The organism is Lentzea sp. DG1S-22 (genome assembly GCF_036321065.1).
Lineage (GTDB): Bacteria > Actinomycetota > Actinomycetes > Mycobacteriales > Pseudonocardiaceae > Lentzea > Lentzea jiangxiensis.
This window is the reverse complement of the sequence record NZ_CP143276.1, coordinates 6,612,685-6,637,163: the sequence shown is the minus strand read 5'-3', so window position 1 is coordinate 6,637,163 and position 24,479 is coordinate 6,612,685. Positions and strand designations below refer to the sequence as shown.

17 protein-coding genes are annotated in these 24,479 nt (G+C 71.9%); 1 reads left to right on the top strand and 16 read right to left on the bottom strand.

Annotated elements, in window-relative coordinates; translation table 11 throughout:
* Positions 1–66 precede the first annotated feature (66 nt).
* A complete protein-coding gene (locus tag V1227_RS31375) occupies positions 67–891 on the top strand; it encodes a dienelactone hydrolase family protein (RefSeq protein ID WP_442916559.1) in 825 nt (274 codons plus the stop codon).
* A gap of 48 nt (positions 892–939) precedes the next feature.
* On the opposite strand, the gene V1227_RS31370 is transcribed toward V1227_RS31375, so the two are convergent.
* The 16 genes from V1227_RS31370 to eccCa form a co-directional block, all read right to left on the bottom strand.
* Entirely contained in the window at positions 940–1,380 is a 441-nt protein-coding gene (locus tag V1227_RS31370) for a hypothetical protein (RefSeq protein ID WP_329788889.1), read from the bottom strand.
* The gene (locus tag V1227_RS31365) at positions 1,371–4,124 is read right to left on the bottom strand and encodes a hypothetical protein (protein WP_329788888.1); all 2,754 of its coding nucleotides are present in this window, start codon (positions 4,122–4,124) and stop codon (positions 1,371–1,373) included. Before V1227_RS31365 ends, V1227_RS31370 begins: the two co-directional genes overlap by 10 nt.
* 6 nt (positions 4,125–4,130) lie before the next feature.
* A complete protein-coding gene (locus V1227_RS31360) occupies positions 4,131–4,394 on the bottom strand; it encodes a hypothetical protein (RefSeq protein ID WP_143022478.1) in 264 nt (87 codons plus the stop codon).
* Positions 4,395–4,568: 174 nt separating this feature from the next.
* A complete protein-coding gene (locus V1227_RS31355; protein ID WP_329788887.1) occupies positions 4,569–4,880 on the bottom strand; it encodes a hypothetical protein in 312 nt (103 codons plus the stop codon).
* A 3-nt stretch (positions 4,881–4,883) separates the two neighbouring features.
* Positions 4,884–5,117, bottom strand: a complete 234-nt coding sequence (locus V1227_RS31350) for a hypothetical protein (protein WP_329788886.1) — start codon at positions 5,115–5,117, stop codon at positions 4,884–4,886.
* 19 nt (positions 5,118–5,136) lie between these two features.
* Positions 5,137–6,471: a phosphoglucosamine mutase gene (gene glmM, locus V1227_RS31345; protein WP_329788885.1), complete on the bottom strand. Its 1,335-nt coding sequence runs from the start codon at positions 6,469–6,471 to the stop codon at positions 5,137–5,139.
* A 192-nt stretch (positions 6,472–6,663) separates the two neighbouring features.
* The gene (gene rpsI, locus V1227_RS31340; protein ID WP_090095906.1) at positions 6,664–7,209 is read right to left on the bottom strand and encodes a 30S ribosomal protein S9; all 546 of its coding nucleotides are present in this window, start codon (positions 7,207–7,209) and stop codon (positions 6,664–6,666) included.
* A gap of 26 nt (positions 7,210–7,235) precedes the next feature.
* A complete protein-coding gene (rplM, locus tag V1227_RS31335) occupies positions 7,236–7,679 on the bottom strand; it encodes a 50S ribosomal protein L13 (protein ID WP_030472013.1) in 444 nt (147 codons plus the stop codon).
* 255 nt (positions 7,680–7,934) lie between these two features.
* Positions 7,935–8,222, bottom strand: a complete 288-nt coding sequence (locus tag V1227_RS31330) for a WXG100 family type VII secretion target (RefSeq protein ID WP_329788884.1) — start codon at positions 8,220–8,222, stop codon at positions 7,935–7,937.
* A 63-nt stretch (positions 8,223–8,285) separates the two neighbouring features.
* A complete protein-coding gene (locus V1227_RS31325) occupies positions 8,286–8,591 on the bottom strand; it encodes a WXG100 family type VII secretion target (protein WP_329788883.1) in 306 nt (101 codons plus the stop codon).
* A gap of 147 nt (positions 8,592–8,738) precedes the next feature.
* Positions 8,739–9,128, bottom strand: a complete 390-nt coding sequence (locus V1227_RS31320; RefSeq protein ID WP_329788882.1) for a hypothetical protein — start codon at positions 9,126–9,128, stop codon at positions 8,739–8,741.
* A gap of 10 nt (positions 9,129–9,138) precedes the next feature.
* The gene (locus V1227_RS31315; RefSeq protein ID WP_329788881.1) at positions 9,139–10,953 is read right to left on the bottom strand and encodes a type VII secretion-associated protein; all 1,815 of its coding nucleotides are present in this window, start codon (positions 10,951–10,953) and stop codon (positions 9,139–9,141) included.
* An 82-nt stretch (positions 10,954–11,035) separates the two neighbouring features.
* On the bottom strand, positions 11,036–13,690 hold the full coding sequence (locus V1227_RS31310; RefSeq protein ID WP_329788880.1) for an AfsR/SARP family transcriptional regulator: 2,655 nt from the start codon (positions 13,688–13,690) through the stop codon (positions 11,036–11,038).
* A 4-nt stretch (positions 13,691–13,694) separates the two neighbouring features.
* Entirely contained in the window at positions 13,695–16,514 is a 2,820-nt protein-coding gene (locus V1227_RS31305) for an AfsR/SARP family transcriptional regulator (protein ID WP_329788879.1), read from the bottom strand.
* Complete coding sequence (locus V1227_RS31300; protein WP_329788878.1) at positions 16,511–19,351, bottom strand: AfsR/SARP family transcriptional regulator; 2,841 nt, start codon at positions 19,349–19,351, stop codon at positions 16,511–16,513. The genes V1227_RS31305 and V1227_RS31300 overlap by 4 nt, the downstream gene beginning before the upstream one ends.
* 1,030 nt (positions 19,352–20,381) lie before the next feature.
* Positions 20,382–24,398, bottom strand: coding sequence for a type VII secretion protein EccCa (gene eccCa / locus V1227_RS31295; RefSeq protein WP_329788877.1), 4,017 nt, complete (start codon positions 24,396–24,398; stop codon positions 20,382–20,384).
* Positions 24,399–24,479 lie beyond the last annotated feature (81 nt).

Here is a 24,479-nt window from a genome sequence, read left to right as displayed (position 1 = left end):
TAGACCAATCTCAGGTGTGGTCCGCGCGACAGGATCGACTACGGTTCTCCCATGGCTCGCCGCGTGATCACGCTGACCGCGAAACAGGCCCTCGAGCAGCTCAGCAGGCCCGGTCCGCACCCGGTGCTGCGCGGCGACCTCGCGCTCGTGGGGCTTCCCGGCGTGATCTTCACGCCCCGGTCGGGCCTCGGCCTGCCCGCCCTCGCGCTCGGACACGGCTGGATGCAGCCCGTGCGCCGTTACCACGGCCTTTTGCGGCACCTGGCCTCCTGGGGAGTGGTCGCCGCGGCCCCCGCCGTCGAACGCGGCCCTTTGCTGTCGTCGCGGGTGCTGGCGGCGAACCTCCTGACCACTTTGGACATCTGCACCGGCGTGCGCCTGGGCACCGGCGAGATCAGCGTCGACCCGTCCCGCGTGGCCCTGGCAGGGCACTCGATGGGCGGGGGCGCGGCGGTGCTCGCCGCCGCGGAGGCCGAGCGCGTCCGGGCCGTTGTGACTTTGGCCGCAACGGAGACGCGTCCCTCCGCACTGGACGCCGCGCGCGAGGTCCGCGTGCCCGGCCTGCACCTCGCGGCGGGCGAGGACCGCATCGCACCGCCGGTCGGCCACGCCGAGGCCATCGCGTCCGCGTGGGGCGGTCCCGTGCAGCTGCGGTTGCTGCCCAAGTCCTCGCACCTCGGGTTCACCGAGGGCAGGCACTGGAGCGAGCTGGTGCTGGACGGCCACGCCGAGCGCCGCTCGCAGAAGCTCGGGCGCGCGTTCGTCACGGCGTTCCTGCTGCGCGTGCTCACCGGCGACCGCGCCTACGACGAACTGCTGGACGCCGACCTCAAGAACGCGAACCTCGTGTTCCAGCGCGAAGCCCTGCCGCAACGCGCCGCACAGCGCTGACCTGACACGCGAAAGGGACGCCCCGCGGGGCGTCCCTTCTGTGCACGATCAGCTCAGCCAGGTCTGGCCGCTCAGGTCGTCGTCATCGTCCACCGGTGCCGGGCGACGCGGGCGCACCGGAGGCGGCGGTGCCACCGGCTGCACGGGCGGGAGCGGCGGAGGAGGAGGCGGGGTGGTCGCGCGGGGCGCGAAGCCGCCGTCGTCGTCCTCCGGGCCGAACGCCATCTCGCCGGCGCCCCGTTCGGGACGCTCCCACTGCGGCTTGCGCTGCTGCGGCTTCTCCCCCTGCTTGCTGATGTTCTCCGCGCTCTCGCGAGCCTCGGAGACCTCGCGCCTGTGCTTGTCCTCGCGGGCCGCGATGTCCGCGGCGAGCTTGGCCTGGGCCGCCCTGAGCTCCGCCGAGACCTCGGTGGTGCTGCGTCGGGTCTTGGCGAGGTTGTCGTCGAACTGCGCCTGCAGGCGCGGGTCCACGTCACCGATCATCGCCACGGGCTCGCGGCCTCCCCTCGCTCATCGCCCAGCACGGTCTGCATGGCGCTCAACGGGTTGCTGTTGTCGTCGTCGAACAACGTGCCCGTGGTGCGCCACTGGCTGGCTCCCCGCTCGGAGTCGCCGCCCTGCTGACCGCCCGCTCCGGCGCCGGCCATGCCGCCGCCCATCATCCCGCCACCCATCATGCCGCCGGACGAGGCACCCGACGGCGGCTGGCCGTGGGCGTCCTGCAGGGACGGCAGGGCCGCGGAACCCGGCTGACCGGCTTCGGAGGTGTTCGTGTTGAACGAGCCGCCGTTGCCGTCGCCCGCGTTCGGGCTGGTCCACGCGGTGTCGGCGGACGTGCCGCCGAGCACCGACTCGCCGCTGCCGCCACCGCCGCCGGTGAACGAGACGCCGGAGGTCGTGGTGCTGTCCGCGGCCCGGCCGAGGACCGGACCGTCGGCGGGAACCCTGGGCTCGCCGACGCTCGGCATGAAGCCGTTGTCCTGGACGTGGTCGCGGGCCACGGCTTCCCCGAAGCGCTCGCCCGGCGCGCTCCAGACCTGCTCCGCGGCCGGCGCGGGCATCGTCTGGAACCCGCCCTCGGCGGCCGGTGCGGGCACGGGCTGGAACCCGGCCTCGGCGGGCACCGTGGTGACGCCGCCCTCGGCCGGCACGACCTGCGGGAAGTCGGCCTCCGGCGTGCGGAGACCGTCCTCGAGCCGCACGCCGTCCATCACTCCGCCACCGGCACCCGAGCCCGAGTCCGGGCCCGGCGTCTGCGCGGCGGGGTTCTCGTCCTCGCCGAAGCCCACGCCGATCTTGTCCGGCGTGCCGTCGCCGTTGTCCGCGGTCAGGTTGATCTGACCGGTCTCGGTGTCGACCTCGGCGGTGAAGTTCACGCCGTCCTGCTCGATGTGGATCTTGCCGTCGGCGCCGACCTCGACCGGGATCGGGTTCGACTCCGAGCCCAGCGGACCGCCGCCGGGCGCGGCGGCGCCACCGGGTGCCGGGGTGGCACCGGCCGTCGCGCCGGCACCGGGCGCCTGCCCCGCCTGGGCCGGGGCCGAGCCGGTGAGCGTGCCGGCCATGGCGGTGATGGCCTGGGCGCCGTTCTGGCCCATGAGGGCCTTGGCGGCCTCGGGGTTCTTGCTGAAGTCGAGGTCGTAGGTCTTCGGCTCGCCCTTGGGCGTGTCGATCGTCATCTTCACGTGCCCGTTGGCGTCGGGCTCCGTGACCTTGATCGTGTTGTCGCCCGCCGTGACCGTGACGGTCTCGAGCTCCTCCTCGGGCTTCGGCTGGTCGGGCTTGCCGTCGCCGTCCAGGTCGTCGGGCTTGCCGTCACCGTCGGTGTCACCGGGGACGTCCGGCTTGCCGTCGCCGTCCTTGTCGAGCGGGTTCTCCGGCTTCGGGATCTCGGGCGTGCCGCCCCCACCGCCGCCGGGCGGAGTGCCGCCACCGCCGGGCGGAGTGCCGCCACCGCCGGGCGGAGTGCCGCCACCGCCGGGCGGGGTGCCGCCGCCGTTGTTGTTGACGTTCTGGCGGCCCTGGTTCGACTCGGTGAACGACGGCGGGTCGCCGACCTGCTGGAACGGGTCGCCGCCGAACGCCGTGGTGAGGCCCTGGAACATCGTCCTGTAGTCGGCGTCGACACCGGCCTGCACGGCGTCGCAGTAGCCGTCGAAGGCCTTCTTCTTGTTGTCGAACTCCTCGCAGAGCGCCTTCAGCTTCTCCTTGGCGTCGCTGATGATCCGGTCGCGCACGTCGGCGATCCAGCCGCCCCAGCCGAGGCCGGACAGGATGCCGAGCGGGCCGCCGCAGATCGCGCCGATCACCGAGTTCTTCAGGTCGCTCTGGACGCCGTAGACCCAGTCGAGGACGCCGCCGTCGTTCGGGAAGACGTCGCCGTTCGCGTGCCGGATGGCCTCCTCGGCCTTCTCGACGGTCAGGCCGCCGCAGGTCTCCGAGTACTGGTCGTGGATCTGCTGCGCGAACTCCTTGACGTGCTTCTGCATGTTGGTCACGCCACCGGTGATCGCACCGGGGCCCGTGCCCGCCTGCTGCACGAACGTCTTGGCGGTCGACGCGAACTTGTCGTGGTAGCCGCGCGCGGCATCGGCCGCCGAGCCCTCCCACGAACCGAGGCCGTTCCACGCGGCGCCGAGCTGGTTGTCGTGCTCCTGCGCCTTCTTGACGTTCTCGGTCAGCTTGTGCGCGTCCTCGCGGAACTTCGCGAAGTCGATGTCGCGCACCTCGTCGTACTTGCGGTAGATGTCGCCCTGGAGGTTCGGGGCGGCACCCTGGTGCCCGCAGGCCGGCGCGGCCTTGGCGTAGACCGGGATGAACTTCTCGAAGAACCGCAGGCCGGGAGCGCCGGCGTCGAGCAGCGTGTTGCTGTTCGGGACGTCACCCTGCTCGTTCAGCACCTTCTGGGTGGCGCCGAGCTCGCGTTCCTCGCCCGCCTTCTTGACGAGGGCGTCCGCCTCGGAGCCCTCCACCGTGAAGGCGGCGTGCTGGCCTTCTTTGCGGATGTTGTTGGCCTCGCTGATACCCAGCGTCAGCGGGGCGAGGACCACGCCCACCACGTGGTCGCCGACGCTCGGGTCGTCGGGGACGTCGACACCGTTCGCCTTGCCGTAGCGCTCGACCTCTTCCTGGGGAGCGCCGGCGCCGGCGAGGGCGCGGACGAGCTGCTTCTTGGTCTCCGGCGTGACGTTCGGGTCGTCGAGGAGCTTCTTGATCTCGTTCTGATCCGCCACGGCTGGTTACCCCTTGAACTGGCTCGAGGTCTGCGCCTCGTTCGACTCGTACGTCTTGGCGACGTCCTTCAGGCGCGTGGCGATGCCGGTCGCCTCTTTGCCGAACTTCTCGAGACTCGTGCCGAACTGGTCGAAGAAGGTCTTGTACTGGGCGGCGACGCCCTGGAACTTGCGCCCGACCTGACCGGCCCCCACGCCCGGCACGACCGAAGCCTTCATCTGGACCAGTTGCGACCCCTCGGCGTCGTACACCCCCGCCGTCTTGGTCAAATCGCCGGACTGTACGCCGAACCCAGCCATTCTCCGCCTCCCCTTGTCCCCGATCCGACGCAATTCGGCCTCATCGGGTTCCGCCATACAGTGCCAGCTCGGGTCATGCGGTGACCGGAGCTCCACGAGGTCGGTTGCCTTAGTAAACAGCCGTTCGGCCGAAGCCGCCGACGATCACCACTGACCGGGTGGCGGCTGATGGGGGCCAGGGGGCTGCTGCGGCCACTGCCCGCCGGGCGGAGGAGCTTGGTGGCCGGGTGGCGGGCCGTACTGACCGGGCGGCGGGCCGTGTTGACCGGGCCCCGCCTGGTGGCCGGGCGGCGGGCCGTACTGGCCGGGCGGCGGAGCCTGCTGCCAGTGCTGGGCGGGCGGGTGCTGGACCTTCTTCTTGCGGTTCACCGCGACGGCCACGACGAGCAGCACGGTCACGATGACGGCGATCAGGAACAGGGCCACGAGGATCTGGACAGGACCGATGTGGAACACGGCTCACCAGCCGTTCGGCGCGGGCGGCTGCCGGCCGGGCGCGGGCTGCGGGTGGGCCTGCTGCGGGAACCCCTGCTGCGGGACTTCCTGTGACGGGTACGGCTGCTGCGGGTGGCCGTGGCCGGGCGGGTACGGGGGCTGGGCGGTCTTGCGCTTCGACGCCACGACGACCGCGACGACGACCGCTGTCACACCTCCCAGCAGCACCAGGAGTACGAGCAACATCAGCACGGTCATCTCCAGCCCCCATCCGTCCTCAGTGCACCGAGGAAACCACACCCGCCAGGCGCTGCGCGGCCGACTCGGCCTGTTCGTGGCTCGTGGCCTCGACCATCACCCGCACGAGCTGCTCGGTGCCGGACGGGCGCAGCAGCACGCGGCCGGTCTCGCCGAGCTCGGCCTCGACGGCGGCGACGGCCTCGCTGACCGACGCGGCCTTGGCCACGGCCGCCTTGTCGGAGACCTTCACGTTGATCAGGACCTGCGGCAGGCGGCGCATCACCGAGGCGAGGTCGGCGAGCGACTTGCCGGTCTCGGCCATGCGGGCCATCAGGCGCAGCGCGGTGAGCAGGCCGTCGCCGGTGGTGGCGTGCGCGGGCAGCACGACGTGGCCGGACTGCTCGCCGCCGAGCGAGTAGCCGCCCGCCTTGAGCTCCTGCAGCACGTAGCGGTCGCCGACGGCGGTGGTGCGCAGCCGGATGCCGGCCTCCCGCATGGCGATGTGCAGGCCGAGGTTGCTCATCACGGTCGCGACGAGCGTGTCCTCGAACAGCTCACCCGCGTCGCGCATGGCGAGCGCGAGGACCACGAGGATCTGGTCGCCGTCCACCACGTTGCCGTCGGCGTCCACGGCGAGGCAGCGGTCGGCGTCACCGTCGTGCGCGATGCCGAGGTCGGCGCCGTGCTCGCGGACCGCGGCGGCGACGACGTCGATGTGGGTGGAACCACAGCCGTCGTTGATGTTCAGGCCGTCCGGGGTCGCGTTGATCGCGATCACCTCGGCCCCGGCGCGGCGGTACGCGTCCGGTGCGGCCACCGACGCGGCACCGTTCGCGCAGTCCACCACGACCTTGAGGCCGTCGAGGCGGTGCGGTGTCACCTTGATCAGGTGCTCGACGTACTGGGTCTCGGCGTCGGGGACGTCGCGCACCCGGCCGATGGCGGCGCCGGTCGGGCGCTCGAACGCCTGGCCCATGTGCTGCTCGATCTCGTCCTCGACCGCGTCGGGCAGCTTGTGGCCGCCGGCGGCGAAGAGCTTGATCCCGTTGTCCGGCATCGCGTTGTGCGAAGCGGAGATCATCACACCGATGTCGGCGCCGAGGGCCGAGACCAGGTGGGCGACGGCGGGGGTGGGCAGGGCGCCGACGCGCAGCACGTCCGCGCCTGCCGAGGTGAGGCCTGCGGTGACGGCGGCGTCGAGCATCTCGCTGCTCGCCCTGGGGTCGCGACCGACGACGGCGACCGGGCGGTGGGAGCGGTCGTGCTCGGCGAGCACGCGTGCCGCCGCGGCGGCGACGGACATCGCGAGCTCGGGGGTGAGGTCGGCGTTGGCGAGACCACGCACTCCGTCGGTGCCGAACAGGCGGGCCATGAATCCTCCGGATTGGACACTTCGAGGCAGTGGGAAAAGACCCGGAAAACACTGCGGGAGCAGCAGTTCGGAGTGAACTGCTGCTCCCGCAGGTACAGCTGGGTGACGCTCGGGGTGCGGGGAGTCCCCGCTGTCACCGCGGAGGAGCCGTGGTCTGACGAACGCAGACACAGCTCCCGCGGTGACGGAGCATCAACGCTTGGAGTACTGAGGCGCCTTGCGGGCCTTCTTCAGACCGTACTTCTTGCGCTCCTTGACCCTCGGGTCACGGGTGAGGAAGCCGGCCTTCTTCAGCACCGGGCGGTCCTCGGAGTCGACGGCGATCAGCGCACGCGCGATGGCGAGGCGCAGCGCACCGGCCTGGCCGGTGATGCCGCCGCCACGCAGGTTCGCGATGACGTCGAAGGTCTCGGGCTTCTCCGTGGTGACGAGCGGCTCACGGATGAGCTGCTGGTGCACCTTGTTCGGGAAGTAGGCCTCGAGGGTCTTGCCGTTCAGCGTGAACTTGCCGGTGCCGGGCACGAGGCGGACGCGGACGACGGCCTCCTTGCGGCGACCGACGGTCTGCGCGAGGTGCGCGGCGCCGTTCAGCGAGGGCGCGACCACCGGTGCGGAGGTCTCCTCGACCTCGGCCTCGTCGGCCTCGGCCTCAGGAGCCTCGACGACCTCGGCCTCGACAACCTCAGCCTCGACCTCGGGGGTCTCGACCTCAGGGGTCTCGTTCTCAGGGGTGGTCACAGGAACTTCCTCGGTGTACTCGTCGCTCACTGGGCGATCTTCTTGATCTCGAACGCCTGCGGCTGCTGCGCGGCGTGCGGGTGGTTCGGTCCGCTGTAGACCTTCAGCTTGTTCGCGATCTGACGGCCCAGGCGGTTCTTGGGCAGCATGCCCTTGATCGCCTTCTCCACCAGGCGGTCCGGACGGGTGTCCAGGACCTCGCCGAAGGACTGCTTGCGCAGACCACCGGGGAAGCCGGAGTGGCGGTACTGGAACTCCTGGTCCCGCTTCGAGCCGGTCAGGGCGACCTTGTCAGCGTTGATGATGACCACGAAGTCACCGGTGTCAACGTGAGGCGCATAGGTCGGCTTGTGCTTGCCGCGCAGCAGCGTCGCGGCCTGGGTGGCGAGCCGGCCGAGCACCACGTCCTGGGCGTCGATCACGTGCCAGGTGCGGGTCACCTCACCGGGCTTCGGGCTGTACGTGCGCACGGATCTACCTCGTCGTCACTTGCGTCTGGGGTCACTGCGGCGGTTGCCCCAGACCGATCTTGGACTGGCCAAGCGGTGGTTCCGAGACAGGCGCGGCACACACGGGCGCCAGCTACCGCACAACAACGTAAGAAGATACCGGATGGGTGCTGCGGGGACCAAAACGGCCCCTCCGAAGCGACCACCTCCGGACGTACGCGAGCCCCGGACCACGTGGTTCCGGGGCTCGCGAGAGGTGTTGCGGTACCGCGGTGCTTACCAGCGGCGGGCGTTCGCGCCTTCGGCGGCGGCGTACGCGGAAGCGGCGTCGCGGACGGCGATACCGATGGACGAGAGGACGGACTGCAGGTCGGCAGCGCTGCGGTCCCACTTGGCCTGCGCCTCGTTGTACGCGGCGGCGGCTTCACCCTCGTAAGCGGCCATGACCTTCTGAACGCGGCCCTTCAGGTCGTCGAGCTGACCCTGGATCTGGCCGGCGGCGCTGGTGATGGAACCGGAGGCGTGCTCGAGCTCGCCGAAGCTGACCTTGACCTGGTCACCCATTGTGATCTCCCCTTAGATGCAAGTTTGTGTTTGCGGAACGAAAGTCGAGCGGAGCGAACAGGATCAGAGGCGCTGCGAGATGCTCGTGGAGAGCTGGGTCGCTTCCTCTTCCTGGCGGGCGTAGGCCGCGGCGCTGCCGTCGACCTGGTCGGCGATCGCCCGCAGGGCCTCCTGCAGCTTCTGCGCGTCCTCGTCGAAACGGGACATCAGGGCCGTGAAGGCGGTCGCCGCAGCGCCCTTCCACATGCCCTGCAGACCCTCGACGGTGCTGCGGACACCGCGCAGGGTGGCCTGGGTGTCGTTGTCGACGTTGACGATGTCCTTCGCCAGAGTCGCGAGCTCTTCGGCGGACGCCTGGTAACCGGCCATTGGGAGAATCCCCCTTCAGAGAACTTCAGGTCGCACTTCTTGGTTCGTACGCCTCTTACGACGGGAACCTTGCCATGCCGGTTCCGCCCTGTCGCGACTTCTTTCGAAGTAGTTGCGCTAGTAAACGGCTCAGGGGGAAACCGCGTCTCAGTAGAGGATTCGCGACTGCGAAAAGTCCTCGTCATCATCACTCGCACGGGGAAGTTGACCACTCGGACCGGCGACGGCCGAGGAACCCAGCGTGGCCACCGGCTCCGTCTCAACTGGACCCGCGACGACCGGTTCGGCGGCTTCCGGAACCCGTTCGACGGCCAGACCCCGGTCCGCGCGGAACCCCGTGGCGGCCTCCCGGACGTCGGCCGGGGTGGCCGCGGCACCGCTCCCGACCCTGCCCTCACGGGCCCGCGAGGCCAGTTCACGGGTGCGTTCCCGCAGCTTGGCATTGCGTTCACCGATCTCACCGGAGGCCCGGCGGGAACGCGTGACGGCGGCCGAGACCTCGGACCGGAACCGGGCGAGGACCTCGCTGGAGGACATCGGCAACTCCCTAGGACTTGATGACGAGCGAGCGGACGACCTGCTCGCAGGCGGTGCGGACCTGGGTCTGCGCGCTCGGGGCGGCCTGGCAGCCCACGCTCACCTGGACGTCGCCCGCGAACTGGATGTACCAGTCGACACCGGTCGAGCCGACGACTTCGCGATAGTGAACAACCGGCTTCCCGGCGAATGAGGTGCTCTCGGTGAAGTTGAGAACCTCGTCACCTTTGCGGTCGCGTTCTTCGAACATGCGCCGCAACTCCGTCAACGCGCGAACTCTGTCTTGATCGCTGTTGTACTCGAGAGTTTGCTCCTGCACAGCAATGCGCGCCTGAGGCTGTTTGCCAGTGGAATTCTCGCGCTCGACCGGTTGCAAAAGCACCTGCCGGTCGGCGGCGGCGCCACCGGTCTGCTCCCAGCCGTCCGGGCGCGTGAAGCTGTAGTCGTACACGGCGATCTGGTCGCCGGTCGGGGTCGGCTGCGGCTTCTCGGGCTTGAACCAGTAGTAGGCGCCGGCACCGGCTGCCGCGAGCACGACCACGACGCCGATCGCGATGAAGAGCGGCGCCCTGCTCTTCTTCGGCGGCGGCTGCGGTGCGGCGGCGGGGAACGGCAGCGGGAACTGCCCGGCGGGCGGTGGTGTGATCCGGCGGGTGATCTTGCGGGTGGTGTCGTCGCGGACCCGGAGGTTGTGGGTGACCTCACCGGACGGACCGCTCGGCACCGGCTTCTTCTGCCGCGCCACGCCCCCGGTCCGCTCCGGGTCGAGGCTCACCGCCCGCAGCGCGCCGCGGGCCACGACGGTCTCCGGCTGGTCGATGCTCGTCGGCACGACGCGGAGGTGGTCGTGCACCAGCCGCGCGACGAGCGGGATCCGGCTGGACCCGCCGACCAGGAACACCCCGGCGAGCTGCTGCGGCGCGAGGCCCGCGTCGCGCACGGCGGCACCGGCCAGCGCGGCCGCCCGGCTCAGCGGTGCGGTGATCAGCTGCTCCAGGTCCGACCTCGTCACGTGCGCGTCGGGGAACGGCGGCGGCATCGGCACGTCGGTGTAGGCGTGCCGGGACAGCGTCTCCTTGGCCCCCCGCACGTCCTGCCGCAGCACCCGCCGCTTGCGCCGGTCGGCCATCTCGCGGCCCTCGACGAGCTGCCGCCACGCCTCGGGGTCCTTGGCCGAGACCAGGCCGCCGACGTGGTCCAGCAGTGCCTGGTCGACGTCGGCGCCACCGAAGCCGGGGTCGCCCTTGGCGGACAGCACCCGGAAGCTCCCGCCCGCACGCGCCACCACGCTCGCGTCGACCGTGCCACCGCCGAGGTCGAGCACGGCGAGGGCGGCACCGTCCGGAATGGAGTGGCTCGCGGAGTGGAAGACGGCGGCGGCGACGGGTTCGGGGACCAGCACGACCTCGCGACCGAGCCCGCGCGCCGCCTGCAGCAGGACGCGCGTGCGCACCGTGCCCCAGTCGGCGGGATGCGTCAGCACGAGGAGGTCGACCGGCGCACCACCGCCAACGCGCCGTGCTTCGTTGACGGCCCGTGTCAGCACCGCGCGCACAACGTCCACAACGGGCAGCACGGTGCTGCCGAGCAGCAACTCCCCCTCGTCGACCCGGCGCTTCGGGTGCGGCTCGTACCGGGCGGGGTCGACCGCGGCCTGGCGCTCGGCCTCCTGCCCGACGAACAGCGTCCCGTCGGCCGCGGCGAACACCGCGGACGGCACCAGCGGCTGGCCGTCGAACACGACGACCTGCGGCTCCCGGCCGTGCGCGGAGATCGCCACGCAGGTGCTCGACGTGCCGAAGTCGACCGCGACGTGCAGGCTCATGCACCTTCCCCTCTTCCGCGCACATGCTTACCCGATGGGACTGAGCTGGACGACACGGATGACGAAGGTCGTCACCACGAGTTCAGCGCAGGGCCTCCACGCGCGCGGCCAGTGCGTCCGCCCGCGCGTCCCTCAGCACGCGGAAGCTCTCCACCGCCTGCTGCCACACCACGGAGGCTTCGCCGGACCTGCCCTGCCCCACCAGCACCTCGCCGATGAGCACCAACCCCTCGGCAACTCCCGTGAAGTCGCCGGCGTTCTCCAGCACCTCGACGACCGCGCGCAGCTCCGGCTCGGCCTCGTCGAACCGGCCGAGCCCCGCAAGCGCTTGGGCACGCCACCCGCGCACACGGGTGATGAGGAACTCGTCCCCGTGCCGGGCGGCGAGAGGAGCGACGACGTCGATCTCCCGCAACGCCTCCTCCCAGCGCCCGTCGCGGTTGAACCGGCTGGTCAGGTTGCCTCGCTGGATGATCTCCTGGTAGACGTTCCCCGACTCCTCCGCGATGGCCAGGGCCTCACGAAGGGTGGCGTCGGCTTCTTCCCGACGGCCCAAGGTGCTGTAGAGCGTGGACAGGTTGCCCAGCGCTCCCCCGACGGAGGCGCGGTCGCCCCCGGCCCGCAGGAGCGACAGCCCGGTTTCGAAACTGCGCAGCGAGTCGTCCCAACGACCTTCGGCCTTGTAGGTCGAGGCGAGCTTGCAGTGCAGGACTCCCTGCTCTCCCACAGACCCGAATCCGCGCACCGCCTCGTACAGCTCGATCGAGTCGTGCCGGTGGGTCTGATCGATGACGAAGTAGCTGTGCAGGTGGATCGGGATCATCAGGGCTTGCCGCTGCCAGCCCCTCGCGATCGCGGCGAAGGTGACCGCCTTCAGGTTCGGCCACTCCTGACGCCGCCACCTGAGCGCCTCTGACCACGACGAGAATTCCTGGGGCGTCACGCCGGACGTCACGGCGCCGGCACGCAGCATAATCGTCGACGGGTCGAGGGCGGTCGCGTTCTCCAGGGTGTGGAGGTACCACTCGGTCAGCCGCAGCGCCGCTTCCCCGTCGTCGCCGCACAGCTCCGCCGAGTACGCCCGCAACAGGTCGTGCAGGCTGTACCGCCCCGGCGTGCACGACTGCACGAGGTGGTCCGCGACCAGCCGCTCCAGCAGACGGCGGGCCCGGACCACGGGGACGCCGGCGAGCGCTGCCGCGGCGCCGGCGTCGAAGTCCACGCCGGGGTGCACCGACAGCAGCCGGAACATCCGTGCCGACTCCGCGTCCAGCGCCCGGTACGACCACGAGAACACCGCGCGCACGTCGACGTCGTCGAAGTCGGTCAGCGCGTCGAGCCGCGCGTCGTCCAGCTCGGCGACGAACTCCCGCAGCGGCACGTCCGGGAACCGGGAGACCCGCTCGGCGAACACCCGCAGCGCCAGCGGCAGCCCGGTGCAGCGCTCGACGATCTCCCGTGCGGCCTCGGGTTCGGCGGCGATCCGCTCCTCGCCGAGGACGGCACCGAGCAGCGTCCGCCCCGCCTCCAGGTCCAGTTCGTCCAGGGCGATCGCGGTGGCGTCGTGCTGCAGGACCAGCGCGCGGAGCTGGTTGCGGCTGGTGATCACCACGCGCACGCCGGCCGCACCGGGCAGCAGCGGGAGCACCTGGCGGGGTGAGGCGGCGTTGTCGAGCACCAGCAGCAGGCGCCGGTCGACGAGCGTGGTGCGCAGCAACGCGAACCGCGCGTCCGCGGCCGCCGGGACGTTCTGCACGCCCAGCCCCACCAGCAGCGTCTCCGCCGCGGCCACCGGGTCGACGGGCTGCGCCTCCGGGTCGAACCCGCGCAGGTCGAGGTGGAGGTCGCCGTCCGGGAACTCCTCGCGCGCCTGCCGTGCCCAGTGCAGCACCAGCGCGGTCTTCCCGACGCCGCCGACGCCGTGCACGACGGTGACCCCGGTCGTCTTGTCGAGCAGGCGCAGCTCGTGGTCGCGCCCGACGAAGTTCCGCACGCCCGCGGGCAGCTGCCGCGGCACCTGACGCCCGCCGGCGGGCACCTCGCCGCGCAGGACCTGCTGGTGCAGTGCCCGCAGCGCCGGTCCCGGGTCGACGCCGAGCTCGTCCGCGAGTGTCCGGCGCACCTTCTGGTAGGTGGCGAGCGCCTCGGCCTGCAGTCCCGACCGGTACAGCGCGAGCATCAGGTACCGCCAGAACGACTCCCGCAGCGGGTGGTCGGCGACCAGCGACTTCAGCTCGGCGACGAGCTCGCGGCCGAGGCCGCGGTCGAGGTCGGCCTCGAGGCGCGACTCCAGCGCGTCGAGCCGTTCGCCCGCGAGCCGCGGCACGTCCTCGCGGTGCAGCGAGTCGGAGCTGACGTTGCCGAGCACCGGGCCGCGCCACAACGCCGACGCGGCACCGTGGTCGCCGGACGCCGCCAGCGCGCGGAACCGCAGCAGGTCGAGCTGGTCGGGCTCGACCTCGGCGAGGTAGCCGCCGGGCCGGGTGCGCACGCAGTCCGCGGGGCCCAGCGCGGACCTCAGCCGTGCCACCACCATGTGCAACGTCTTGCGCGCACGGTCGGCTGTCGGCGGTTCACCGTCCCAGATGCGCTCGATCAGCGCGTCGACCGGCACGAACTCGTTGGGGCGCAACAACAACGTGGCCAGCAGGACCTGTCCGCGACCGGTCGGCACCGCGACCGGCTCGCCGTCGAGCAGCACCTCCAGCGGTCCCAGCACCCGGAACTCGACGCTCACCCCGTCACGCCCTCCCCCGAGCCTCCTCCAGCGCGGCCCGCAACCGTTCCTCCGCGCCCGCGTCCCCCGCGTCGGCGTGATTCTCCAGGGCGGCGGTCGCCAAGTCGATCACCTCGGCGTGGCGCCCGAGCACCAGCGACGCCTCGGCGGCGACGGCCAGCGCGCGCACCGCCCCGCGGCTCTCACCGAGCTGATCGAAGAGCTCCAGCGCCTCCCCCGCCCTGGCGAGCGCGGTGTCCGCGTCACCGAGGGCGAGGTCGACCTGGGCCAGGTGGGCCGTGCAGTAGGCGACGCCCCGGACCTCGTCGCTCTCGACCGCGAAGGCCAGCGCCTCCTCGATCGCCGCGTGGGCCCGTCCGAGATCACCACCCGCCAGCGCGCTCGTCCCGATGCGGCTCAGCACCAGCGCGATCTCGCTGCGCGTCCCGGTCTCGCGGCTGATCGCCAGCGCCTCGTCCAGCACCCGCACCGACTCCGCGTGGCGTCCCGCGTCGGACAGCGCGCTGCCCAGCTCGCGCAGGTTGCTCACGAAGAGGTTGCGCACACCGCTCGCGCGCGCCGCCTCCACCGCTCGTTCCGCGAGCTCCACCTGCGGTTCCCCGGTGCGCACGGTCGTGAAGTAGGTCAACGCCCCCAGCACCTGGGCGAGCTCGGCGTGGGCGTTGATCTCCGCGAAGGCGTCGGCGCACCGCGAGAGCCCCGCCAGCAGTTCCCCGGTGATGCCGCGGGTGATCCGGTGGTGCAGCAGGTCCGCCTGCGAACGCCACGCGACCAGCTCGTCGCCGGCGGCGGACGCCGCGTCCCTCACCAGCTCACGCAGCTGCACGACGCGGTCGTGGGAGTAGTGGACGTCGAGGTAGTGGAACGCGCGGTCCATGAGACCGGAGGCCTCGCCGACCCAGTTCTCCCGCAGGCAGAGCGTGATCACGCGCTCGATGTTGACCTTCTCCGCCAGCAGGAAGCGCTCGCCGTCCCCGGCCAGCCGTTCGACCTCGGAGCGCTCGAGCGCGGTGGACGCCTCGAACGGCCGCGGCGGCATCGCGTCCCCGGCGGACCAGCGCTCGGAAGCCAGGTCGACGAGCGTGAGCAGGAGCCCGACGTAGTCGCGCAGGGCCGCGGTGACGACCTCGCCGCCCTCGTCCGCGGCCAGTTCGGCGGCGTACACCGCGAGCAGGTCGTGCAGGCGGTACCGGGGCTCGCCGGCCGCGTCCAGGCCGACCTCGTCGAGCAGGTTCGCCTCCACCAGCCGTTCGACCAGCCGCTCGCCGTCCCCTCCCGCGAGGACCCCGGCGGTCCACGAGGCCACGTCCGTCGCGCCGAGCAGCCCGAGCCTGCGGAACGCCCTGGCGGCGTCGGCGGGCAACGCCTCGTAGCTCGGCCCGAACGTGGCGCGCACCTCCAGCTCACCGCTGGTGAGCTCGTCGAGGCGGTGGCGTTCGTCGGACAGCCGGCGGGCCAGCGAGGCGGGCGACGACCCGAGGGCGGTGAGCCGGGCACCGGCGACCTTCAGCGCGAGCGGGAGACCGCCGCACGCCCCGGCGATCGCCCTGACCGCCGAGGGGTCCGCACCGGGCCCGAGGAGGGTCGCCAGCAGCTCCTCCCCGTCCCCGGCGTCGAGCGGGGGCACCCGCACGCTCCGCGCTCCCTCGACCTGGACGAGCTGGTGCCTGCTGCTGATCAGCACGGCGCAGCCGGCGGTTCCCGGCAGCAGCGGCCTGACCTGCTCCGGCCCGGCGGCGTCGTCCAGCACCACCAGCACCGCGCGGTCGGCGAGCCGGGCGCGGAAGGTCGCGCCGCGCGCCTCGGCACCGTCCGGGATGCCGCCGCGGGGCACGCCCAGGGCGACGAGGAACTCGGCGAGCACCTCCGACGGCGACCGCGGAACCCCGCCGGCGCCGTTGAGCCGCACGAAGAGCTGCCCGTCGGGGAACCGGCCGCTCAGCCGGTGCGCCGCCTTGACCGCGAGCGCGCTCTTGCCGACGCCGGGAGCACCGGTCAGGACGACGACCGGGACTCCGGGGGCGGTGAGCTCGGCGCTGATCCGGTCGAGCAGCCGCGCCCTGCCGACCAGGCCGGTGGTGTCGGGTGGCAGCTGGCGGACGACCTCGCGCCGGGGCACCCCGGTCGCACCGCCGAGCAGGGCGGCGTGCAGCCGCCGCAGCTCCGGTGACGGGTCCACGCCCAGTTCGTCGGCGAGCAGCGCGGCGATCTCCCGGTAGCTCTCCACCGCCTCGGCCTGGCGCCCGCAACGGGCCAGCGCCGTCATCTTCTGGGCCCGGAAGCGTTCCCGCAGCGGGTGTTGCCCGACGAGCACGTCCAGTTCGGCGACGAGCTCGGCGGCCAGCCCGCGGTCCAGGTCGGCGTCGATCCGGCGTTCCAGGGCGGAGAGCCGTTCCTCCTCCAGGCGCGGGACCTCGTCGCGGTGCAGCGAGTCCGACCGCACGTCGGTCAGCGCGGGGCCGCGCCACAGCCGCAGGGCCGTGGCGAAGTCGCCGGCCGGTACCAGGTCCCGGAAGCGCAGCAGGTCCAGTTCCTCCGGCCGCACCTCGGCGACGTACCCGCCGGCGGCCGTGCGGATCCGGTTGGCCGCGCCGAGGGCCTGGCGCAGCCGCAGCACCGTTGTCTGCAACGTCTTGTGCGCTCGACCCGCGCTGGGCGGCGCACCGTCCCACAGCCGGTGCACCAGCTCGTCGACCGGGACGAACTGGTTGGGGCGCAACAACAACGCCGCCAGCAGCACCCGGCCGCGCCCGGCGGGCACCGGGACCGGCTCGCCGTCGAGCAGCACCTCCAGCGGTCCCAGCACCCGGAACTCGACGCTCACCGGCCGCCCTCCCGGCGCGCCTGCTCGAGCGCGGCCCGCAACCGGCTCTCCGCGCTCGCGTCACCGGCGTCGGCGTGGCTCTCCAGCGCGGCGCTCGCCACCTCGGCCGCCCTGCCCGCGAGGCCGAGCGCGAGGTTCGCCTCCGCGATCAGGGCGAGGGCGCGCACACTCCCGCGCCGTTCGCCCATCGACTCGAAGACGCTCACGGCTTTCTCGGCCCCCGTCAGGGCGGCGGCGGGGTCGCCCTGCGCGAGGGCGATCTGGGACACGAGCACCGTGCAGTAGGCGACGCCCCTGTCCTCGCCGAGTCCGGTCATCAGGTCGAGGGCCTCGACGGCCGCGGCGCTCGCCCGTTCCAGGTCGCCGTGCGCCAGCGCGGCCTGCCCGACCCGGTTCAGCTGCTGGGCGATGTCACTGGGCTCGCCGTGCCGGCGGCTGATCTCCAGGGCTTCGTCCAGCGCGCGCACCGACTCGTCGTAACGCCCCTCGTTCGCGAGCATCGTGCCCAGCTCGCGCAGGACGCTCACGTACGTCCGCTCGTCGCCGCCCGCCTTCGCGGCGGCCACGGCGCGCTCGGCCAGCTCGAGCTGCGGCTGTCCGGTGTGGAGCATCGTGAAGTAGGCCAGCGATCCCAGCGCCACGGCGAGCTCGGTCTGCGCGCCGACGGCCTCGAACCCGGCCACGCACCGGGAGTACTCGGCGAGCGTCTCGTCGGTGACGCCCTTCATCACCTGGTGGCTCGTCATCGAGAAGTGCACCCGCCAGACGGTCAGCTCGTTGCCCTCCGCGGCCGCCGCGTCCCGGACGAGCGCGCACAGCTGCATGAACCGCTCGTGCGGGTAGTAGATGTCGAGGAAGACGAACGCGCGGTGCATGAGGTTCTCGGCCAGCTCGACCCACCGCTGTTCCACGCACACCGTAATCGCCCGGTCGATGTTGAGCATCTCGGCGAGCAGCAGCTTCTCCCTGCTGCCGGTCAGCCGCTCGATCTCGGACTCCTCCAGCGCCGTCGAGCGCGTGACGGGGCGCTTCGGCGCGTCGTCCGGGGTGTACCACTCGCTCGCCGCCTGGTCGACGAGCGTCAGCATCACCTCGACGTAGTCGCGCAGGGCCGCGGACACGGTCGCGGGGTCCTCGCCGCGGACCAGCTCGGCGGCGTAGACGGCGAGCAGGTCGTGCATGCGGTAGCGGGGTTCGCCGGTCACGTCGAGCCCGACCTCGTCGACGAGGTTCGCCTCCACCAGCCGTTCGACCAGCCTCTCGCCGTCCCCGCCCGCCAGCACCCCCACCGCCCACGCGGCGACGTCGGTGGCGCCGAGCAGCCCGAGCCTGCGGAACGCCGTCGCCGCGTCGGCGGGCAGCGCCTCGTAGCTCGGCCCGAACGTCGCGCGGACCTCCAGGTCACCGGTGCTGAGCTCGTCGAGCCGGCGCCGTTCGTCGGAGAGCCTGGGGGCCAGCGCGTTCAGCGGCAACGACTCGCGGGCGGCGAGCCGGGCACCGACGACCCGCAGCGCGAGCGGCAGGCCCCCGCACGCGTCGGTGATCGCACGGGCGGCGGCCGGATCCGTGGCCACGCGGGCCTCGCCGATGACGTCCGCCAGCAGCGCCACCGCGTCCTCGTCGCCCAGCGGCGGCAGCCGCACGCTCTGCGCGCCCTCGATCTGGACCAGCCGCTGCCTGCTGCTGACCAGCACCGCGCACCCGGCCGTGCCCGGCAGCAGCGGCCTGACCTGCTCCGGTCCCGCCGCGTCGTCGAGCACCACGAGCACCGCCCGGTCCGCGAGCTGGGCGCGGAAGGCGGCGGCGCGGGCCTCCAGGCCGTCCGGCATGCCGGTCACCGACACGCCCAGCGCCACCAGCAGCTCGCCGAGCACCTCGGCGGGGTCGCGCGGTGCGGAGCCGGCACCGTTCAGCCGGACGAACAGCTGCCCGTCGGGAAAGCGGTCGCGCAGCCGGTGCGCCGCCCTGGTCGTGAACGCGCTCTTGCCCACCCCGGGAGCTCCGCTCAGCACGACGACCGGCACACCGGCGTCCGGCGCCAGCTCGGCCTCGACCTGGCGCAGCAGCTGTTCGCGGCCGACGAACGCGGACGTGTCCGGCGGCAGCTGGCAGATCACCTTGCGCTCGGGGAGCTCCGCGTCGCCGTTGAGCAGGGCGAGGTGCAGCCGGCTCAGCTCCGGTGACGGGTCGACGCCCAGTTCGCCGGCCAGCAGCGCGGTGAGCTCGCGGTAGCTCTCGAGCGCCTCCGCCTGCCGTCCCGACCGGGCGAGCGCCGTCATCCGCTGCCCCCAGAACCGCTCCCGCAACGGGTGCTGCCCGACGAGCGCGCCCAGCTCGGCGACGAGCTCGCCGGCGAGACCGCGCTCCAGGTCGGCGTCGATCCTGCGCTCGACCGCGGCCAGGTGCTCGTCCTCGAGGTGCGGCACCTCGTCGCGGTGCAACGCGTCCGAGGCGACGTTGGCCAGCGCGGGACCGCGCCACAGCGCCGTCGCCGAGGCGAAGTCCCCGGCCCGCACGAACTCGCGGAACCTCAGCAGGTCGAGCTCCTCCGGCGTCACCTCGGCCAGGTAGCCACCGGACGTGGTCCGCACGCGGTTGGCCGCCCCGAGCGCCTGGCGCAGCCGCAGCACCGTCGTCTGCAACGTCTTGTGTGCACGGTCGGCGGTGGGCGGGTCGCCGTCCCACAGGCGGTCCACGAGCTCGTCGACCGAAACGAACTGGTTGGGGCGCAACAACAACGTCGCCAGCAGCACCCGCCCGCGACCGGCGGGCACGGACACGGGTTCGCCGTCGAGCAGGACTTCCAGCGGGCCCAGCACCCGGAACTCGACGTTCATCACCACCACCCCCAGCCGGCGGACTCGCGTCCCCGACCATCGCTCATCGGTGTGCCGATGTCCAGGTGGTCGCGGCGCAGCTGCACGACCGCGGATCTGCGACAACGGCGTGGGAACCCTCCCACGTGCGGTGCGCGCGATACCAGTCCATGGGACTGCTCGACCGGGTGATGGAACACCTCACAGGATCGGAACCGGTGGTGCCGAGCGGTCGTCCGGTGGCGGCTCCGCTCCCCCTCCACAGTGGACCTCCGGAGCGGGTGACGAGGTGCGTGAGCGCCGTGTGAGCGAAGTGTGACCGGCCTCCGGCAGAGTTCTCCTCAGCGGTGCTGGTGGCGAAGTTCCTGGGGGGCCACCAGCACCGCTCATCACTTCCAGGGCCCCGTGACCCGCCCACCGGCACGTGACCGGGTGTGAGCGCTCCCGGCGGCGCCGATGACCGGCCGGTCCCGCCGCGGTCACCTCCCTCTTCGCCGCGGTGGGGCCGGCCACCCGACCCGCGGTGCCGGGGTGCGGACCCGGTGTGACCGAAGTGTGAGCGCCACCGGGCAAAGTGGTGCTCAGCCGGAACGACGAGAGTGACAACGAGTTCGGGGGGTGTCACGCTCGCCGATCTCCTGCCGGGCCTTCCCTCCCGGTGGGGCGGCCCGGAGGGAGTCCGGTCATGGGGGAACCGGTCAGCCCCCTGCTGTCCGGTCAGGGCCCGCGGCTTGCGCTGCGGGCCCTTTTGCTTCGCCCGAAAACCGGTGTCATCGAAGCGTGAGCGTCGCGAGAGCGGTCTGCGGCAGAGTTCTGACCAGCCGGTTCGGCGGAGGCAGACCTGGGGGGCTGCCTCCGCCGAACTCCTGCCCGGCCGGTCTCCCCTGTGAGGACGGCCCGGCGGGACACCGGTCATGGGGGAACCGGACAGTCCCCTGCTGTCCGTTCACGGCCCGCGGCTCCGGTCGCGGGCCTTTTTCCGTTGCCCGGAACGACTCGTGGGTGGCCCCGCCGAACGGCGAGACCACCCACGAGGACGTTGCACCCGGCTCTAGTCCGGCGGGATCCAGGCGAACTGCATGCGCTGCTGACCGTGCTTGCGGGTCACCAGCGTGCCCCGGCCGGGAGGCTGCGGCGACGGCTTCAGGTTGCCGACGATGCTGCCCTCCTCCTTCGAACCGGACCCGATGAAGATCGGCGCCGCGATCTCCTTGAGCTTGCCGATGATCGGGTCGTACAGCGCGCGGGACGCACCACCCATGCGGCGGACGACGACGACGTGCAGACCGACGTCCTTCGCCTGCGGGATGAACTCCGCCAGCGGCTGCATCGGGTTCGCGCCGCCCTGCGGGGCCACCAGGTCGTAGTCGTCGACGACGATGAAGACCTCGGGACCCGTCCACCACGACCGGTTCTTGAGCTGTTCCTGCGTCACGTCCGGGCCGGGCATGCGCTTCGCGAGCGAACCGCGCACCTCCTGGATGTTCTGCGTGAACTGCTGACCCGACACGGCGTAGCTGAGCAGGTGGTCGGTGTCGATGAAGCCGAGCATCGTGCGGCGGTAGTCCGCGAGCAGGATCAGCGCCTCGGTCGAGGTGTAGCTCTGCATGATGCCGCGGACGATCGTGCGCAGGATGTTCGTCTTGCCGGACTCGCCGTCGGCCAGCGCGAGGAAGTGCGGTTCCGCGTCGAAGTCCATGTAGACCGGCGCGAGCTCGTCCTCGTTGACGCCGACCGGGACCAGGTGGCCGCGGTTCGGGTTGATCTGCTGGACCTGCGCCATGAACTGCGCGTGGTCGAGCAGGTCGGGCAGCATCCGGACCTGGGGGGCCCGCGGGCCCTGCCACGCCTGGTTGAGCTTGTTGCTGAGGTCCTGCACGCCCTGCGAGATCGTGGTCGGGTCCTGCAGGGTGTCGATGCGCGGCAGACCGGTGAGGCAGTGCAGCTTGTCGCCGGTGAGACCGCGGCCGGGACGGCCGGGCGGCACGTTGACGGCGACCTTGCGGTCGACCTCGGACTCGCTCGGGTCACCGAGCCGCAGCTCGAAGCGCGTGCCCAGGAGGTCCTTCATCGCGGGCCGGATCTCCGCCCACCGGTTCGCGGCGACGATCACGTGCACGCCGTAGGACAGGCCCTGCGCCGCCAGCGCCTGGATCTGCGGCTCGACCATCTCGAACTCCTGGCGGAAGTTCATCCAGCCGTCGACGATCAGGAACGCGTCGCCGAAGGCGTCGTCGTTGATCTCACCGCGGCGCCGGCGGTTGCGGAACTCGGCCATCGAGTCGATGCGCTGGTCGCGCCACCGCAGTTCGCGCTCGGTGATGAGCGTCTGGAGCTCGGCCACCATGCGGCGGACCTTGTCGACGTCCAGACGACCCGCGAAGCCACCGACGTGCGGCAGGTCCTCCATCGAGGCGAGCGTGCCACCACCGAGGTCGATGCAGTAGAACTGCGCCTCCTGCGGCGTGTGCGTGAGCGCCATCGACGCGATGATCGTCCTGAGCAGCGTCGACTTGCCCGACTGCGGACCACCGACGACCGCGCCGTGGCCGGCCGCACCGGAGAAGTCCGCCCACAGCAGGTCGCGGCGCTGCTCGAACGGCTTGTCGACCACGCCGACCGGGATCTGCAGCGTGCCGTTGGCGCCGTAGCCCGGCGACGTCAGACCGCGGTCCGGCGTCACGTCGAGCGGCGGCAGCATCGTGTCCATCGTCGGCGGCTCGTTGAGCGGCGGCAGCCACACCTCGTGCGCGGGCGGGCCCTGGCCGACGAGGCGGTCGACGATGAGCTCGAGCTGCGTCGGCTCGTTCGCGTCCTCCTTGACCGGCGCGGCCGCGACCGGCACAGCCTCGGCGGGGCGCTCCGGCTCCTTCGGGATCTCGATGAAGTCCGGCACGAAGAACCGCGGGCGCTTGTCGCTGCGCACCGCCACCGACTCGCCGGCGGACTGCATGCCCGACGGGCGGTAGGTGCCCGAGACGTAGAGCGCCTTGAACCTCGTGAGCGGCATGCCCTGCACGCTGAGGTAGCCCGAACCCGGGATCGGCGGCAGCTCGTAGGCGTCCGGCACACCGATCGCCGCGCGGGACTCGGCCGCGTTGAAGGTCTTCAGACCGATCCGGTACGAGAGGAACGTGTCCAGACCGCGCAGCTTGCCCTCCTCGAGCCGCTGCGACGCGAGGAGCATGTGCATCTGCAGCGACCGGCCGACACGACCGATCTGGAGGAAGATGTCGATGAAGTCCGGCTTCGCCGTCAGCATCTCGGAGAACTCGTCGATGCAGATGAACAGCGCGGGCAGCGGGTCGAGCTGGGCGCCGTTCTCCCGGGCCTTCTCGTAGTCCCAGACGTTCTTGTAGTTGCCCTTCGCCAGGACCTCCTGGCGACGCGACACCTCACCGGCGATGGCGTCCTTCATGCGGTCGACCAGGCTGAGGTCGCCCGCGAGGTTGGTGATCGTCGCGGCGACGTGCGGCGCCTTGTCCAGGCCGAGGAACGTCGCACCACCCTTGAAGTCGACGAGGATCATGTTGAGCGCCGTCGACGAGTGCGAGGCCAGCAGGCCCAGCACCAGGGTGCGGAGGAACTCCGACTTGCCGGAACCGGTGGCGCCGATGCACAGGCCGTGCGGGCCCATGCCGTCTTCCGCCGCTTCCTTGATGTCGAGCTCGACCTGCTGGCCGTGCTCGCCGATGCCGAACGGGATGCGGTAGCGGTCGCGCTTGGGCCGGGGCCGCCACGCCTGCTGCACGTCGAACGTGATCGGGTCGCCGGGGATGCCCATGAACTCGAGCAGCGGCGGGTTGTTGCTCATCGCCAGCGGGTCCTCGCCCGAGTCGCCACCGGCCTCGCCGGCGGCGCCCATGCGGTAGGGCGAGAGGCGGCGGGCGAGGGCCTCGGCCTCCACGACGGACAGCCGGTCCGGGGCACCGAACCACTCGACACCGCTCGCGGAACGGGCGCCCAGCTGGTTGTTCTCGACGACGAGGCGCAGACCGCGCCGGGCCGTCAGGTTGCCCAGGCACTCGGACAGGTCGAGCAGCGTGACGCCGACCAGGCCCTCCTCGAGGATGATCATCTCTTCGCGGCTGATGTCGCCGTCGTCGATGACGATCACGATGTGCGGCTGGTCGGGCGGCGGCGGGGCGTTGCGGGTGAACCGCTGGCGGTCGCGCAGGTTCTCGTCCAGCATCGCCTCGACCTCGGCGAGCGAGTTCGCCATCATGCGGCGCTGGCCGATGCCGTCGATGTCGGTGGGGTGCTGCACGTGCGGCAGCCACTTCGCCCACTCCCACAGCTGCTTCGTGCGGCCCGCGCTGACGACCGCGATCAGCAGGTCGTCCGGGGCGTGGAAGGTGACGAGCTGGGCGATGAGGGCGCGCGCCAGGTCGCGGCGGTCCTCGATGTCGCCGAGGAGGCCGACGGCGGCGAACCCGCGCAGCGCGATGGAGATCGGGAGGTCGGGCACGAGCGAGTGGGCGCGCACGAAGCGGCGCAGCGCCAGCGTCGCGATCGGTTCGAGCTCCTCGACGGGACCGGTCTGCGGCGGCACCAGACGGGTCGCGAGGCGCTGCGAACCCCGGCCCGCGCGCAGGTGGCAGAAGTCCGGGTCGTTCTGGCGGCGTTCCCACATGCGCCTGGTGGTGGCGAGCGACCACAGCATCTGCGGGTCCGGGTGCACCCACTCGCGTTCGGCGCGCTGCTCGTCGGCGGCTTCGCGGGCGCGGTCGCGCATCTGGCCGAGGTACCGCAGGTAGTCCTTGCGGTCCTCGTTCATCTCGGCTTTCTTCTGGCCCTTGCCCGAGCCCATGCCGCTCGCCATCATGCCGATGGTCGAGATCATCATCATGCCCGGCATGATCATCGCCGCGGGCTGCCGCGGCATGAAGACGAGCATCATGCCCATCATGCCCACGGACGCGACGATCATGACGACGGGCATCGCCTTCATCATGATGTTGCCGGGGATGATGCGGGGGACCTCGGGTGGCGGTTCGAGGTGGACCTCACCGCCAGGAGGCCGGGGAGCAGCAAGGCGTGCCGTTCGCTTGAACTGCAGCGTGCTCAACTGACAGGCACCTCTTCGACTCGTCACACCACCAGTAGCAACCGACACTATTGCGCATCCGTGCGCGTCACGAAGGTGGGT

Bases quoted from the DNA above. Each gene is read 5' to 3' on its own strand.
- glmM (WP_329788885.1), bottom strand. From the start codon at position 6,471: ATGGCCCGCCTGTTCGGCACCGACGGAGTGCGTGGTCTCGCCAACGCC.
- V1227_RS31320 (WP_329788882.1), bottom strand. From the start codon at position 9,128: ATGTCCTCCAGCGAGGTCCTCGCCCGGTTCCGGTCCGAGGTCTCGGCC.
- V1227_RS31315 (WP_329788881.1), bottom strand. From the start codon at position 10,953: ATGAGCCTGCACGTCGCGGTCGACTTCGGCACGTCGAGCACCTGCGTG.
- V1227_RS31325 (WP_329788883.1), bottom strand. From the start codon at position 8,591: ATGGCCGGTTACCAGGCGTCCGCCGAAGAGCTCGCGACTCTGGCGAAG.
- V1227_RS31300 (WP_329788878.1), bottom strand. From the start codon at position 19,351: ATGAACGTCGAGTTCCGGGTGCTGGGCCCGCTGGAAGTCCTGCTCGAC.
- V1227_RS31350 (WP_329788886.1), bottom strand. From the start codon at position 5,117: ATGACCGTGCTGATGTTGCTCGTACTCCTGGTGCTGCTGGGAGGTGTG.
- V1227_RS31330 (WP_329788884.1), bottom strand. From the start codon at position 8,222: ATGGGTGACCAGGTCAAGGTCAGCTTCGGCGAGCTCGAGCACGCCTCC.